This window comes from Vibrio sp. 10N.239.311.G01, assembly GCF_041465805.1.
Lineage (GTDB): Bacteria > Pseudomonadota > Gammaproteobacteria > Enterobacterales > Vibrionaceae > Vibrio > Vibrio crassostreae_C.
This window is the reverse complement of record NZ_JBFSRM010000008.1, coordinates 95,847-111,136: the sequence shown is the minus strand read 5'-3', so window position 1 is coordinate 111,136 and position 15,290 is coordinate 95,847. Positions and strand designations below refer to the sequence as shown.

Genomic DNA, 15,290 nt, shown 5'->3' with positions numbered 1-15,290 from the left:
AACTGAGCGATGACTCAGTGGTTTCGTTGCGAGTTAGTTCGTAGAAGAACGATCTGAATCCAACTCTGTTTTTTGCTGCGCCTCTAAACGAGCCACTTCGGCATCAAGCTCTGCTATTTTCTCTGCCATGAGTGCGTGACAGCGATTGGCCAACTCTCTCGCATCGCTAAGCTTGTATCCGGATACATCGATAGGTTCCAACATCTCGGTGATCACAATGCCATTATTGGCACGATTAAAGTCGATCTTATTGTGCGTGGTGCTAGTACACATCGGGGTGATAGGCACACCAGCTTCAATTGCCATTCGGAAAGCGCCTGTTTTGAATGGCAGTAGTCCACGCCCTTTACTACGGGTTCCTTCCGGGTAAACCCAAACAGACAGATCTCTCTGATGAATCGCTTCCGCCACTTGCTTGATGGTATCGCGTGCTTTGGATTTGTCTTCGCGGTTAATCATGATGTTACCGGTGATCCAATACAGCAGGCCAAAGAAAGGCACGTACAACAAATCGCGTTTGCCCAATGAAACGGTGCGTGGTCTTAGCATTCCTGGATCGGTCACAAAATCCAATATGCTTTGGTGGTTAGAGATGTAGACGCTGTTTTCTGGTGTCGGGGCATTGTCTAGGCCGCGTTGCACCAGTTTTACACCGATGATCTTTTGGAGTTGGTTGAACCAACGACAGAAAACGTACACATGCTTGGGGTTCTTGGGGCTAAACAAGCAGTAAACAAAAGCACATAGAGTGGTGAAAATAATAAACACCGTAGCCAAAATAATACGAAGAACAGCAAGCACAATTCACTCCTTACTCACCGCAGATGGCAGTGATTAAATAGTTTTAGATGCTTGAAGTTTTCACTCTATTTAACCGAATTGCAACAATTAACTGTTATAGGGTTCTGTTTTTAGATCTTTATATAAAACAAGGACTAACAATGGGTATTTGACACGATTATCGAGCTTACACGTGTTCACCAGTAGCGAGGCATGTTCACCAATACTGTTTATTTGGATCCAACTCTTTTACCCATTCAGGATATTGACGCGACTCTAAATAGAGTTGTAGGCCGTTATAGGACATGAAAGCTGCAGGGCCGCCGAGGTGCTCGAAATAGTCAAAATACTCATCTTCGAGAGCACAAAGGTGGGCTAAATCTTTAACCTTGTTAGCCAGCGCCCACTGAATGGCAAATACAGGCGCTATTGAGCCTGAAATATTCACCTCTTCGACGTTTGGGTTAAACATTGAATTAGCTTGCTCAAGCAGTATCTCTTCTTGTTCAGACTCTTGTTGTAGTACCTCTTCGACGATCTCCGAGCGCTTGGTATTAGAGACATTCTTGTTCAGCTTGGCGATTCGCAGTGCGTAGCTAAACCTTTCTGATGAAACGATGTCGACAAGCTGCGACAACAGCTCTTTGTCTACGCCTGCTGCCTTGGTGAAATAGTCGATACATGAATTGATTGAGGCATAACGAGTACCGTCAAACTCAAAGCCACTGGTTTCGTCGTATACCTCAAGTGGGATGTCATCAACCGACAAAGGCCAGCCTTTATAATCGACGCGTTGCTTGGCGATTTGATACATCTTCCAAGCGCTGCGCCCAAACCCACCGAGCGTCGAACCCGAGAAATCAGAATCAATAAGCTCTTGCTCCGTCCAGTTCTCACCGATGCCAAGGTGCTTAGCGTACTTGTCTATCAGAGTGTGTTTTATCTGATCGCGCACTGACCAAATTGAGGTTAGATTCTTTGAATAGTTAATTCTCGCACACTCATTACAAGCCGGCAGTGCTATCGGTGAATGGCCAATCTTGGCAACTGCCTGCGCTGTCTTAGGAAATTCAACAAGGTTACTGGAAGGCTCACCACAAAACCAACAGGTGTGGCGCAGGTTGAACGGGGTGTCTATGTGTGAGTATGTGTTCATTAGTTTTCTATCGGTTTGGTGCTTGAGGCGAGTTAATCATCTTCAAACAATTATCTCTGTTCGCACGTCAGCTTGCACCTTGTTTGTTTTTGTTTTGCTGACGAGACTGATTCGCCTGATGCACTCATTAGGTGGATATTGATATAAAACAGTCACTAACGATAAATATTGCTCGGTGTGGCTGAACTTGCATGAGCTGCTAGCAATCGCCTAAGCTCCCTATTACTATTGAGATAGACTCCTTACTCCAATAGCGCATATGTCCTCATCGATTCCTTTTTACGATAAAAATGCTCACACACTTTGCCAGCAGTACAACTCAGTGACGTTCGAGACGGTGCATAAAAGCTGGCAAGCTTATTGGCCTTTAGAGGGCGATAAAGTATTAGATGTCGGTGCTGGGAGCGGTCGTGATGTGCTATGGATGCACAAAGCCGGAGCTGATGTTATTGCGATAGAACCAAGTGCTTCATTACGCGAACAAGGCTCGAAATATACAGGCCCAAGTGTTACCTGGATTGATGATTCACTTCCCTCGCTTAGCCGCACTGAAAACCTCGGAATGCGTTTTGACTTGATATTGGTCAGTGCTGTGTGGATGCACCTTGCACCGTCATATCGAGAGCGAGCATTCAGAAAGTTATCTAACTTACTCGCTCCAAATGGCAAATTGGTGATTACCCTACGTCACGGAGAGTTTCATGACGACCGAGAGGGTTATGAGGTCTCGGTTGAAGAGCTTGAGCGTTTGTCGAAGAACAGTGCTTTGTTGGTGCGTCATGTTGATAACAGCCAAGACACCTTGAAGCGCTGTGAGGTTTGGTGGCAAACCGTGGTGATGACCTTGCCAGATGATGGCTCCGGTGATTTGAACAAGGTGCGCCACATTATTGTGAATGACAACAAGTCGGCCACATACAAGTTGGCTTTGTTGAGAACATTACTGCGAATTGCTGATGCGCATTCAGGCGCTGTGATTGATCGAACTGATGGAAAAATTTCTCTACCAGTGGGCTTGGTTGCTCTGTATTGGGTTAGGCAGTTTAAGCGACTGATTGATATCGACATAGAAGGCGCAGGGATTCAGCAAAATAGCAACACAACGAAGGGACTTGGGTTTGTAAAAGAGGATGGGTGGAATAAACTCAAACACTTAAGTGCTGATGATCTAGCGATAGGCGCTATGTTTCTCGGCGATGAAGCTAAGGCTCTACAAAAGCTATTTTCACAAACGATCAGCACCATTAAATCAGGACCTGTGACTTTCATTTATCAAGGCTCGAAAGACAACCGACTATTCGATATATACCCACCTCACAAACGACGGAAGAGCCGAGAATCACTGGTCATTGATAGTGAGTTCTTAGAAAGTTTTGGTTATTTCACTCTCGATGAAAGCCTGTGGGAGTGCTTTAGAATCTACCACTCTTGGATTGAACCACTGGTGGTGAATCAATGGGTCATGGAGATGCAGCGTTTCGAGTTGAACCGACAGCGAAGCATTTCACTACAGACTTATCACGACTGCTTGGTATGGATCGATCAAAACCATGATACTCGCGATGTGCGTAAACGTGTCGAGCAACTTAGATCTGATCGTGCCGACATTGTCAGCGTGTGGAGTGGAAAATCATTAAAAAATGAGTATCACGTTGATCACTGTTTGCCTTTCGCTTACTGGCCAAACAACGATAAGTGGAACCTCTTTCCTACTACAAGCAAAGAGAACTTAAGTAAAAGTGATAAAGTTCCTACGGCTGAAAAGCTGCGCTCGTCTAAGTCGAGGATTCTAGAGTGGTGGCAACTCGCTTGGAACGATTCGGCTCATTTTGAACAACAATTCTTTTCAGAAGCCGCGCTTTCGTTACCTAACATCCCTGCGCAGTGTCGAGACTTTGAAGAGGTGTTCGATGCAATGGGCTTGCAGGTACGTGGTGTAAAAAGCAGACTGCTGATTAGTGAGTGGCACTGATCATTAAGTGGGCTAGTTATCCCAAATAACCCTCAACAAACTAATCATCGAGAACATAATGAAATACATCGGAATTGATGGCTGCAAGTCGGGTTGGATCGCTTGGATTGTCTCTGACAATGAGATACCTGCGTTTAAAGTGGTAAACACCCTCGATGAGCTAGCGAGTGATCTTATCGGTTCAACGGCGCTTATCGATATGCCTATTGGTTTTAGTGATGCACAAACTCCAGATCGCTTGTGTGACAAAGCAGCAAGGCGTTTTCTAACCAGCAAACGTGGTTCTTCGGTGTTTCCGGTTCCGTGTCGTGAGGCGGTTTACCAAACCGATTACATTGCGGGATGTAATGCCAATGTGGAGCAGCTTGATAAGAAGTTTTCTAAACAGACTTGGGGAATTGTGCCCAAGATCCGCGAGCTTGATGAGCTCATTGAAACTCATCCCAATCTTTCTATCAGGGAATCACACCCTGAGGTGGTGTTTGCAGCTTTGAAAGGCGAACCGCTGACGTTTTCCAAACGAACACAAGAAGGCAAAGAGGAACGGCTTTCTATTATTCAGCAACTTGCCCCTCAATGGTGTGACGGCTTGTCGTTAGCCATTTCAACCACCAAGCGTAAAGACGTCGCGATAGATGATATTTACGATGCTTTTGTACTTATGTTGGTTGCCTATTACGCTCCGCAATTATCGACCTTACCTGAACTTTCTGATGTTGGTGGAGAAGCTGACAAGGATCAGAACGGACGAGTTAGAGAGATTGTCTATTGGAATAAAGCGCGCTAACAAATCGTGCGCTCAACTTGGCTTAATATGCTATTTTCTAACTTATGCTATTTTCCAACTCTGCTACTTTTCACTCTTAATATTTTTGAGTCTTTGATATGAAACGTTTTATTGTCGGCTGGCTGGCCACTGTGCTCAGTGTTGCGAGTTATGCCCAAGTTGCCCCTATATCTCAATGGCAATGCGACATGATGAAAAAGAACAATGTCTTGAGTAGTGGTGCGCCTGTTGGTTGTGAGCGACTATCCAAAGTGGATTTCGACTTCATTAATTTCAAAGGGGAAACGCAACAGGGCAATATGATCGTGCTTGATGTTATTGCGCCTGCTGTTGAAGAAATCTTTTCAGAGCTTAAACAACGCAATTTTCCTCTTCATTCTGCTCGCCTAATGCGTGAATTCAGAGGTGACGATAACGCCTCAATGGACGCGAACAACAGCAGTGCGTTTAACGCTCGTCCTATTACAGGCGGAGGAGGTTGGTCGAAACATGCTTATGGTGTGGCGATAGACATCAACCCAGTTCAAAACCCTTTCTTAGAGTTTGATAGCAACGGCAGAATCACGGTAAAGCCTTCACAATCTGCGACAAGTTATGTGAACCGTACTCGCTTTCGTGCGCGTAATGAAATAGAACGCAGCGGCATGGCAGAAGATGTTGTGGAGCTGTTTGCCCATCACGGATTTATGATCTGGGGAGGGGATTGGAATTCCCCAATTGATACTCAGCATTTTGAGGTCGGCTCAAGAAAGTTTGTTAACCAACTGCTCTCTAAACCACAACCTGAAGCCGAGGTGTTATTTGAGCGCTACGTCGAATCTTATCGACAGTGCTATCTCAAAAATAAAGGTGAGGACGCAGAAAAAGCTCGAGCTATCTGTGCAAAGAAAACAGTCGGGACTTTTTAGTGCTATGTTTATCTAGAACCGTTTGTGTTTTAGCAAGTTAAACTCGCTTCAGGTGTGTTTTGAATCGCTAAGGTCAGCGCTCGTCGTTGGCCTTTTTTGTATTCATTTCTTCAATAGAACACCGAGTATTGAAAAAGGTTATTGGGTATCCATTAGTCAATAATCGATAAGCGAATGCAGCGCAAAGTCATCGGTTTGTCATTGAAAAACTCATAGCGTTAACGTTATGTGAGAACCATTGCTGGTGGGGGAACTCTTCGCGGAAACGCCAGTATTATTAGTGAACTGATCACAACGGACCAACTAATGAAAAAGATACCTTTGGCTCTAACTCTTTTAAGCACTCTACTTTTTTCACAATACACTTTGGCTACTGACACTTCACCTACCACTCAAAATCCCACTTACGAACTCGATGGTAAGTCGGTATTAGGTCGCACTGAGAACGTGTACCTATCTAGCGTTCAAGGGCTAAAAGACGTTCCTTTCATTGGTAAAATTGATACCGGTGCAGAAACCACTTCTATGCATGCTGAAGACATTCATGTGAAGAGCTCTAATCCCGATTACCAAAACCTCAAAGACAAAGAGTTGATGGCGGCGTTAACCGAAGACCTATTGAACAATTCTGATGTTGATTACGATGATTGGGATGGCAGCACCTTTGCGAAATATGAAGCTGTGGTCTCTTTTAAGGTTCAAAACCCACGCACGGGAGACATGGTATTAATCGAAGCGCCTTTAGAGCGTGTCAGCATGATACGCAGCCGCACTAGCAGCACGCCTTTACTTCGTCCTACCGTAAAAATGTCGCTTACCATTGCAGACCAAGAGCTAAAAACAGACGTTAACCTGACTGACAGAAGCCACTTCTCTGCACCAGTATTGATCGGCAAAACCTTCCTTGCAGATAACGCACTGGTGTTTGCGGGCTATGACTACTTACAAGAGCAAGAGAACGCAACGGTGGTGGGCCGTAAAGAGGTGGTATCTATCTCGGGAATGGCGATGAATGCGACCTTCTCTTTAAAGAACCGCTACAGCATTTTGCATGCAAAAGACATCGACATAGACAAAAAGAACAAAGAAGTGACGTTTGATATGTTCGACAACGACGGTAAGCAAAAAGAGATGACGTTGCCGTTGGTTCGTATGTTAAGCGTGAGCGGTAAGAAGAGACCTTTAGTCTATGTACCTGTTCAACTCGATGAAAACACAACTAAAGACGTTCTGGTGTACCTACGTGAGCGCTCGAGTAGTGAATCGCAGTTGAGATTTGGAACCAACACAGCCAGCGAACTCTTCATGATTGATACCAGTGCTGAGAATATTTTATCCGAAGGTTCAGAGAACTTTAGTGATGTGGCTGAGTCTGGTGAGCCTATGATTATCTCTCCGGAAGAGGACATCACCCTAGATGATTTCCCGCTTAAGGCTGTGGCTTCTTTCACTGTCAATACGCCTTTGCTGAAGGTCGACAGTTTTGAAATGACAGGTAAAGGCAAAGATGCTTCCGTTGAATTTTATCTTACGGATGTAAATGGTGAGAAGCAGAAGGTGACCAAGCCAATTATTAAGAAGCTTAAAGTCGGGGATGATACTCGCCCTGTTGTAAGTGGTGAGTTTGCGGTGTCTGGAAAAGTGCGTACGCAAGAGTTCGCCATCGACGTGCTCAATACAAATGAGAAAGAAGCGTACTTTATTTTAGGCAAGAAGATGGCAAAAGAGGGCGTTTACGTTAATACGCGTTCTGATTACCTTCTGAAAGCCGAACCACTGTTTAAAGTTGGGCATATTGAAGTAGTAGAAGTGAACGGCATGAAGTTCCCGGCCAAGCTCGACACTGGTGCGGATGTAAGCTCAATGAACGCAGTCAACATCAAACGATTTAAGAAAGATGGCCAAGACATGGTGAGCTTTACCTATCAAAACAACCAAGGCGATAAGCAAGATTTCACCAAGCCAGTGATTGATGTAATGCGTATCAAAGCCAAGAAAGGCGAGAAGGTGAACATTCGCCCTGTGGTAGAAATGAAGGTTAAGCTCGGAGACCTAGAGAAAGAGGTGAGGGTAAACCTTCAAGACCGTTCTCGCTTCGAATACAGCATGATCCTAGGTAAGAACTTCTTGAAGCACGGCGCAGTAGTGAGCAGCGATGAAGATTACTTGTTAGGTGATATGGAGTAACCCCTAAACTTATCTAAGTTCGTAGCAGAACAGATCTAAACAGCCACACATTTCATTAATGGGATGTGTGGCTTTTTATTGAGAGCCTAAACGGCTAACCATCAATGCCTTGTGAACAAGTTAAAAAAAACGGCTCCTTAGAGAGCCGCTTATTACTTAGTCATCACCTAAATAATCATCATTATTTGGGTTATGTGCATCAGACCAATCATCCATATCAGTATCGTTGTTTGGGTTGTTGATATCTGACCATACATCGAGCTCGTCTTGAGACATATCACTTGAATTTGGCATATTATTTCTTCCCTTGTTGATTAGGGTTTAGTTGTTTACCGCGGTTGCCTTTGTTCTGATCATGCTGACGGTTAGTGCCGCTTGTTCCCTTGTTGGCATTAGGGATGTTTGCTGCATTGTCTGCTGGTGTGATTTTCTTAGCCATTGTCAATTTCCTTGTTTAATAACTAGCCTTGCGGATTTGTTTAATGATTCGCTCAAATCCTTGCCTAGTTGTGATTGCTTTGGGATAAAGCCCATCAGGAGCAACACGCCAAACAAACCGGAACCCTCTACCCAACTTAAACCTAATATAGGTCGGACAAGAGCGGATCTTCTTACCCCCTAAATTTGGGTATAAAGCTCCAGCTCGGAGTTGGGCTTCAATACTGAAAGCTCGCTCTGCATAGCATGGAGGGAGTTGAGATTGGAATGTATCAATAAGCTGTTTAGTTGAAGTCATTCTTGCTCTCCCTGATGAACTGATAGCAAGAATGATTGAGTGCACTGCACTCGCAACAACTAATTTAATAAATTATTTAATAGGTCATCGAACTCGACGGCTTCGAGGTATTTCTGCTTGATAAGGGTTTGGTATTGAGCCAGCGCAGGAGTTGTATTTCCTAGAGAGCATGCTGCAAGGTAGGCTTTTTCTATATCCTGATTGAAAAAGTGCATGATCATTGATTCACCTTGTGTCAGCAAGGCGCTTTGAGCCAATAGAGCCTGCATTACACTGGTTACGCCATTAAGAGAAAGTTGCGGTAACTCTTGAAAAGGTTTTGGTAACTTTTCCTTACTCAGGTCGATGTGTTCTGATTTTAATTTTACGATCAGCTCTGACAGCGTAGTCGTTTGAATGCCAACTGCGAGAATAGATTGTCTACCCATGACGACTGTTTCTAAAAAGTCCGCCGCTTCTATGCGTTTTTTAGAATGAGAAAAGATCTCTTTGACTCGTTTACTATCAGCAAAGAACCCTTGTAGCAAAACGGCATTATGGAGTTTGGTTAGGCTATTACTTGCAATGAGCAAGTTGTTCTTTGTTGAGCCCAGCGCCATAGGCTCTTTTTTAACCTCAAAGAAACCTTTGCTTCTTACTAGTGGGTACACCAAATCTTTGAATGATTTATGTTCGGCTAACTTTATGTTAAATAGCTTCTTAATTGCATCAGGCGTTGAGATGTAGCTATCGTTAGATTTCACACGATAGCTCCAATAGTTTTCGCTCTGGCAACGGCTTATCTTTTAATGACTCGCGTGCAATAAACTGTGCTCGCTCATACCAATCTGAACGGCAGCCATATTCGGACTTTTCATATTGGTCAATCACTCCCAAGCAGTATCCTGCACGTAAACTTTCTGATAGCGATGTGGTTTGTGCCGCTAACAATCGTTTCGAACTTTTGGAGTCATAAATATTGATAAGTTCAACACAGCTATCGACCAGAGAGAGTTTTTTAGCATTGGAAACCATTGGTAAGATCGCTAGTGCAATAGCAAGCATGGCGTGTTTTTTATTGAGCATTTGTTACCTCAGCGTCCGTTTGTGCTTGTTTAGTATCGTTGTCGTTATTTGGGGTTTCTAATGGGGTGTCTGAGCCTGGGTTTAGAATCAGATCCTGGCTTGGAACTGCAATATACAAGCACAGTAATATAATGCTGAAAGAAAAGATTTGGTCGTAACTTTGCTCTAGCAATAACAGGTTTTTAAAGTGCTCGGTACCTTCGAATAGGTCAATAAAAACAATCGTACTGGCACAAAGTAACGCAGCCGTAATGAATTTTCCGTGCCATAAAAACGGGGTGCTAATGATATGCCACCAGCGAAGTGAGGTTTGTTTTGTATATACCCAATAGCGTTTTAACAACACAAGAAATGAGATAAAAAAGATAATCTCGATGGTTGATACATCAGAGAACCCATCTTGATATTCAAAAATATTGAGTAATTCAAAACTGATGACTGCAATACTCATACTGACGAGGAAAATGTAAATTAACGCTTTTAAAATAAATCCTAGCAAGCGACTTAATGTCCAATCAACCTGCTGTAAATAGTGTTTTAAAGAGGGCGTAGCCAATTTGGGCTTCGGGGTATCGTTGTTGATAGTGCTCTGCTCATGATTTGTTTACGTAATAGATATTTTACATACATCACGGGTGTTTAATTGCATAAAAAATAGATATTAATATGAAATGTTATGCAAATCATGGATTGCATCGATGATTTGTTGTGTTTGCACTCTTTCATTGCCCCACCAGCCCTACGACAATGCGAGAGTATGTGTCAGGTGAGTCATTGCCATACTTAGGGCGGAATTATCGCTTAAAAGTGCTTAAAAGTGCTTAAAGGCGACTTAAAGCCTACAAAACTACTTAATGGACGTATTACGGTCACCGTTTCCGACCCATCCACACAAACGCACTATATTCTCCGAGCTTTAACGAATTGGTATAAGCAGCCATGCTGATAAGAAGATTCGAGAGAAGGTAAGGCGTTACGAATCGTTGGTGGGCGTTGAAACGGGAGTTGTTCGTACTAAAGAGTTTAAGAGTAGATGGGGCAGTTGTACCCCTTACGGTGATTTAGAATTTAACTGGGTGATTGTCATGGCTCCCAACAGGGTTGTTGATTACGTAGTGGTGCATGAGCTTTGTCATCTAATCCACCATGACCATTCGCCACAGTTCTGGAAAGAAGTTGAACGAGTCATGCCCGACTATAAAGAGCATAAAGAGTGGCTTAGAGGAAATGCACAAAATCTAATCATATAGTGCGTACGTTCACTAATGTAAAAAGACATCCTCAAATGAGACATAAAAAAAGGGCCAACTCTTTCGAGTTGGCCCTTTCCAAACGTTTGGTGGAGCTGGCGGGAGTTGAACCCGCGTCCAAAAATCATTCATCATTGGTACTACATGCTTAGTCGATCTTTAATTTCACCAGCAACCTGCGAACCGACACGCTAGTTAAAGGCTAACCTGAATTATAATTCGCGCTTTTCCTCTCAGGTGGGAGAAGCCACGCTAGCTAGTTTGGGTTTGATCTCTTATTGGTCCCCGTCTTACGAGCGGAAGCTAGGGTAAGAGAGCTCTGAGCAGGTTATTAAGCTGCTAGTGCGTAGTTTTCGTCGTTTGCGACTATTTTTTTGCGGCTTTTAACGTGGCCAACCGCCCCACGGCATGCACCTCAGACTTCAAAATTCCTGTCGAATCCTAAATCAGCCCCAAGTGTTATTTGCATAGTACCAGAAAAGCTTACCCTGTCTAGCACTGTGCGTTTAAGTGCTTAAAATTAACGCAAATTACTCTTCATAATTCGTGCTTTATCTCTCGCCCAATCTTTTTCTTTCATATCAGTACGTTTATCGTGCAGCTTTTTACCTTTCGCTACGCCAACTTTAATCTTCGCCCAAGAGCGAGACCAGTAAAGTGCGGTTGCGACAAGCGTCATGCCTTCACGGTTAATACGACCGATAAGGTTGTCGAGTTCTTTTCTCGACATTAATAGTTTACGGATACGTGTTGGGTTCGCCACGATATGAGTACTCGCTTGAGTTAGCGGAGTAATCGTCATACCACTGATGAATGCTTCGCCATCTCGGATGTATACGTAGCTTTCTGCGATATTGGTTTTGCCTTCACGTAGGGATTTTACTTCCCAGCCTTGTAGCTCAAGCCCCGCTTCTATCTCATCATCGATGAAATATTCGTGGCGAGCTTTCTTATTAAGCGCAATGGTATTACTACCGGCTTTTGATTTTGATTTATTCTTTGCCATAATGGCCTCATTATACGGAATGCGCCCTAGATGGGGAATCCTTTTTATTTGCGCTCTGGCCCAATACAATTAAAATTGCAGTTTGTGTTAATGTAACGCTGTCTTTAACAGGAGTCTATATGCCAAAGGTTACTCGTTCAGCATTAGTGTCTTTTAGTGCCGACCAGATGTTCAGCTTGGTCAATGATGTTGCTCGTTATCCTGAGTTTTTGCCAGGATGTTCTGGTTCTCGTGTGATCGAATCTTCAGATTCCGCGATGGTGGCTTCGGTTGATGTCTCTAAAGCTGGTATCAGTAAAACATTCACTACGTCGAATCGAATGGCGGATGGTGCTGAAATTTTAATGGAGCTGGTAGATGGCCCGTTTAAGAAGCTGGAGGGGGGCTGGTATTTCACTCCTCTAGACGACCAAGCATGTAAGGTTGAACTTAAACTAGAGTTTGAATTTTCTAGTCGAATGATTGAAATGGCATTTGGCAAGATTTTCAATGAACTGACAAGCAATATGGTCAGTGCTTTTACTCAACGAGCGAAACAGGTTTACTAAGCCATGACTATTGAATCAGATATGATCCACGTAGAAGTTGTGTTTGCGCTTCCACATGAGCAGCGTGTATTTACCTTAGTGGTAAATAAGAACGCGACCGTTGAAGAGATTATTGCGCAGTCTGGTGTTTTAGAGTTGTATCCAGAAATCGACTTGGCGAAAAATAAAGTTGGCGTATACAGCCGCAACGTTAAGTTAGATGCAACCGTTCGAGATAAAGATCGTATCGAAATTTATCGAGCACTGTTAGCCGATCCAAAAGAAATTCGCCGTAAGCGTGCTGAACAAGCAAAAGCGGCCGCAGCTAAATCGTAATGCTAAACAAGTTTGACTAAGAAGAGAGCTCGCTATATTGGCGAGCTTTTTTGTGCCTGTTGGTTAGACAACGCAGCTAATTTGTTAGCAGATATTAAAAAGCCTGCTCATGTGAGCAGGCTTTTGCGATTCTTGCTTTGTCGACGGATAGTTTTGTCGACTGATAGCTTTATCGGCCGAGAGCTTTGTTGACTGGAAAGCTAGCGAAGGCTTTCGAAGAATTCATCACTGGCTTCAAAATCACCATTGATCGTCACTAAGGTGCCCGTTGCATCAAAGTTAACAACAAGATTTTTTTGAATCGAGTCTTCATGGCCTTTTGTGTGGTGGTAAATGTAGTACCACGTATCTGGGTAGCCATTTTCGATAAGCATAGGTGAGCCCATAACGTAACGAACTTGTGTTTTTGTCATGCCAAACTTGAGCTGATCGACAGCTTCCTGTTCAACATAGTTACCCTGATTGATGTCAATTCGATAAACCAACTTCTCTAATAGAGAGCAACCGGTCAACATTGTTAGTGCAAGTGGAACTGCAACTAACCACTTTTTAATTCGCATAGTTTGAGATCTTTCTTCGCTAAAATACTGCCTGATAATAAACAAGCTCCAGCAAGAAGTAAAAAGCTCCTTGCGCTTTGAGCTTGTTATGACTGGCAATTTTGAATTAAGTTGCAAAATTGCCAAGAATTTTCGGTAAATTATCAGAAAGTTGCTGAATATGTAACCTATGCTGCGATTAATAACTCTTTTGCATTGGCAAGCGTCGATTCGGTAATCTGGCTGCCACCAAGCAGTCGAGCAAGCTCTGAAACGCGTTGTTGCTCATCAAGCGTGTGCATTTGAGTCTCGGTTTTACCTGATTTCGTGTTCTTCGCTACAAAAAGTTGTTGGTGACCGCAACCGGCAACTTGAGGTAAGTGAGTCACGCACATAACTTGTGTCGATTCGCCCAGCTTACGTAGCATTTTTCCGACAACCGCAGCGGTTGGTCCACTGATACCCACATCGACTTCATCGAAAATCAGGCTTGGTGTATCCACTTTTTGCGCTGTGATCACCTGAATCGCTAATGAGATTCGTGATAACTCACCACCAGAGGCCACTTTCGCAATCGGCTGCATCGGTTGGCCTGGGTTGGTCGAAACAATGAAGGTCACGTTATCCATACCCAATGGAGAAGGGTGTGTGTTGGTGTTGTTCACTTCAATGGCAAACTGCGCTTTTTCCATGCTCAGTTCGTGCATGCTTTGCGTGATCAGCTTGTTGAGCTCTTTTGCGTAACGAGTTCGAGATTTATGAAGCTTCTCTGATTTAGCAACGAACGATTGGTATTGGTTTTCCACCTCGTTTGCCAGTTCTTCTAATTTTTCATCAGAGCAATCAAGCGCTTCAACTTGTTGTAGTAAGTCTTGATGGTGCTTATACAGCTCTTCAGGTAACACGTGGTGTTTACGAGACATCGACATCACTTTAGAGAAACGCTCCTCAACGTAAGCCATACGACCGGGATCAACATCAATGCTGTCTAGGTATGTTCTTAACTCGTTGTTGGTTTCTTCAATCTGAATAATGGCTTCGGAAAGCAAGTTTGGTAACTCGGCTAATCTTTCATCTAGCTCAGCTAGCTGAATTAAGGAGTTATTGGCCGATTGCAGAATACCAAGCGCATTAACTTCTTCGCCTTCATAAATAAGCTCGATAGCTTGCTGACAGGTTGTGGCCAGTTCTCCGCTATTGGAGAGGCGCTTATGCTCTTGTTCGAGGTCTTCATATTCTTCCTCCCCAATAGACAGCTCATTTAACTCTTTGATTTGGTATTCAAGAAGTTGTTTTTGAGCTTGGTTTTGCTGGCTATTCTCACGTAACTCTTTTAAGTGGTTATCCGCTTGTCGCCATGCTTGGTAAGCATTACGTGTCGATTTCAATAGGTTCAAGTGGCCTGCGTATTGATCAAGCATGGCCATTTGATAATCGCTTTTCATCAACTGGTGATGCGCGTGTTGACCATGGATGTTGATCAACAGTTGTCCAAGTGATTTCAATTGCGAAAGAGGGACAGGGCTACCGTTGATGAATGCACGAGAACGACCTTCTTTTGAGATGGTTCTGCGCAGGATGCACTCACTGCCATCAAGCAATTCGTTGTCTTCTAACCAGCGGGTTGCATGCAGATTGTTCTCAAGTAAAAAAGCGGCACTGACTTCGGTTTTTTCTTCACCTTGTCGAACCATTCCTGCATCGGATCTTCCCCCAAGACATAAGCCTAAAGCATCGATAGCGATAGATTTACCCGCACCAGTTTCCCCGGTGATTGTTGTCATGCCTTTAGATAGTTCTAGCTGTAAAGACTTAACAATAGCGAAATTATTAACACTTAAATGAGCCAGCATTTTTATTTACCTGTATAACTGAACAATACTGTGTATAAGTTCAGTATATACTGTTTCTTTATACAGTAAAGTCGACAGGTGAAAATTTTTTGCGACCGTTATCAGAATTGAGGTTGTTCGTAGATCACTGAAACCGCTATAGATTCCCAACTCAGTCGTTCCTCCCTCTTGGGAGTGGAGGTATAAGG

17 protein-coding genes and 1 other RNA gene are annotated in these 15,290 nt (G+C 43.6%); 7 read left to right on the top strand and 11 right to left on the bottom strand.

Annotated features, from left to right (window positions below):
- Positions 1-33 precede the first annotated feature (33 nt).
- Positions 34-801 carry a 1-acylglycerol-3-phosphate O-acyltransferase gene (locus tag AB6D06_RS08840; protein WP_065584647.1) on the bottom strand — a complete coding sequence of 256 codons (768 nt, stop codon included), beginning with the start codon at positions 799-801 and terminating at the stop codon, positions 34-36.
- A 196-nt stretch (positions 802-997) separates the two neighbouring features.
- Entirely contained in the window at positions 998-1,936 is a 939-nt protein-coding gene (locus AB6D06_RS08835) for a hypothetical protein (protein ID WP_372110123.1), read from the bottom strand.
- A 259-nt stretch (positions 1,937-2,195) separates the two neighbouring features.
- On the opposite strand from AB6D06_RS08835, the gene AB6D06_RS08830 reads away from it, so the two are divergent.
- The 4 genes from AB6D06_RS08830 (at position 2,196) to AB6D06_RS08815 (ending at position 7,790) form a co-directional block, all read left to right on the top strand.
- Positions 2,196-3,908 (top strand): class I SAM-dependent methyltransferase, encoded by a 1,713-nt coding sequence (locus tag AB6D06_RS08830; protein WP_372110122.1) that lies wholly within the window; start codon positions 2,196-2,198, stop codon positions 3,906-3,908.
- 58 nt (positions 3,909-3,966) lie between these two features.
- Positions 3,967-4,695, top strand: coding sequence for a DUF429 domain-containing protein (locus tag AB6D06_RS08825; protein ID WP_229647784.1), 729 nt, complete (start codon positions 3,967-3,969; stop codon positions 4,693-4,695).
- A gap of 98 nt (positions 4,696-4,793) precedes the next feature.
- Positions 4,794-5,603: a M15 family metallopeptidase gene (locus tag AB6D06_RS08820; RefSeq protein WP_229647785.1), complete on the top strand. Its 810-nt coding sequence runs from the start codon at positions 4,794-4,796 to the stop codon at positions 5,601-5,603.
- A 306-nt stretch (positions 5,604-5,909) separates the two neighbouring features.
- A complete protein-coding gene (locus AB6D06_RS08815) occupies positions 5,910-7,790 on the top strand; it encodes a RimK/LysX family protein (RefSeq protein WP_193841255.1) in 1,881 nt (626 codons plus the stop codon).
- Between the two features lie 156 nt (positions 7,791-7,946).
- On the opposite strand, the gene AB6D06_RS08810 is transcribed toward AB6D06_RS08815, so the two are convergent.
- The 5 genes from AB6D06_RS08810 to AB6D06_RS08790 form a co-directional block, all read right to left on the bottom strand.
- The gene (locus AB6D06_RS08810) at positions 7,947-8,084 is read right to left on the bottom strand and encodes a hypothetical protein (RefSeq protein ID WP_170967427.1); all 138 of its coding nucleotides are present in this window, start codon (positions 8,082-8,084) and stop codon (positions 7,947-7,949) included.
- A gap of 1 nt (position 8,085) precedes the next feature.
- Positions 8,086-8,229, bottom strand: a complete 144-nt coding sequence (locus AB6D06_RS08805; protein ID WP_170964600.1) for a hypothetical protein — start codon at positions 8,227-8,229, stop codon at positions 8,086-8,088.
- Positions 8,230-8,585: 356 nt separating this feature from the next.
- Positions 8,586-9,176: a hypothetical protein gene (locus AB6D06_RS08800; RefSeq protein ID WP_240799484.1), complete on the bottom strand. Its 591-nt coding sequence runs from the start codon at positions 9,174-9,176 to the stop codon at positions 8,586-8,588.
- A gap of 82 nt (positions 9,177-9,258) precedes the next feature.
- A complete protein-coding gene (locus AB6D06_RS08795) occupies positions 9,259-9,591 on the bottom strand; it encodes a hypothetical protein (protein ID WP_054542203.1) in 333 nt (110 codons plus the stop codon).
- A complete protein-coding gene (locus tag AB6D06_RS08790; protein WP_133154295.1) occupies positions 9,581-10,090 on the bottom strand; it encodes a hypothetical protein in 510 nt (169 codons plus the stop codon). Before AB6D06_RS08790 ends, AB6D06_RS08795 begins: the two co-directional genes overlap by 11 nt.
- 487 nt (positions 10,091-10,577) lie before the next feature.
- Here AB6D06_RS08790 and AB6D06_RS08785 point away from each other — a divergent pair, with 487 nt between their 5' ends.
- A complete protein-coding gene (locus AB6D06_RS08785) occupies positions 10,578-10,841 on the top strand; it encodes a M48 family metallopeptidase (protein ID WP_229649987.1) in 264 nt (87 codons plus the stop codon).
- 87 nt (positions 10,842-10,928) lie between these two features.
- Here AB6D06_RS08785 and ssrA read toward each other — a convergent pair.
- Together ssrA and smpB are read right to left on the bottom strand one after the other, a co-directional pair.
- Positions 10,929-11,295, bottom strand: a transfer-messenger RNA (tmRNA) gene (ssrA, locus tag AB6D06_RS08780).
- Positions 11,296-11,361: 66 nt separating this feature from the next.
- Positions 11,362-11,847 carry an SsrA-binding protein SmpB gene (gene smpB, locus AB6D06_RS08775; protein ID WP_004735156.1) on the bottom strand — a complete coding sequence of 162 codons (486 nt, stop codon included), beginning with the start codon at positions 11,845-11,847 and terminating at the stop codon, positions 11,362-11,364.
- A 119-nt stretch (positions 11,848-11,966) separates the two neighbouring features.
- On the opposite strand from smpB, the gene AB6D06_RS08770 reads away from it, so the two are divergent.
- Entirely contained in the window at positions 11,967-12,395 is a 429-nt protein-coding gene (locus AB6D06_RS08770; protein WP_010438915.1) for an SRPBCC family protein, read from the top strand.
- A 3-nt stretch (positions 12,396-12,398) separates the two neighbouring features.
- Positions 12,399-12,710, top strand: coding sequence for an RnfH family protein (locus AB6D06_RS08765; protein WP_010438916.1), 312 nt, complete (start codon positions 12,399-12,401; stop codon positions 12,708-12,710).
- 200 nt (positions 12,711-12,910) lie between these two features.
- On the opposite strand, the gene bamE is transcribed toward AB6D06_RS08765, so the two are convergent.
- Together bamE and recN are read right to left on the bottom strand one after the other, a co-directional pair.
- Positions 12,911-13,270: an outer membrane protein assembly factor BamE gene (bamE, locus tag AB6D06_RS08760; protein ID WP_010438918.1), complete on the bottom strand. Its 360-nt coding sequence runs from the start codon at positions 13,268-13,270 to the stop codon at positions 12,911-12,913.
- Between the two features lie 167 nt (positions 13,271-13,437).
- Positions 13,438-15,102 (bottom strand): DNA repair protein RecN, encoded by a 1,665-nt coding sequence (gene recN, locus AB6D06_RS08755; RefSeq protein WP_017059862.1) that lies wholly within the window; start codon positions 15,100-15,102, stop codon positions 13,438-13,440.
- Positions 15,103-15,290: the final 188 nt, after the last annotated feature.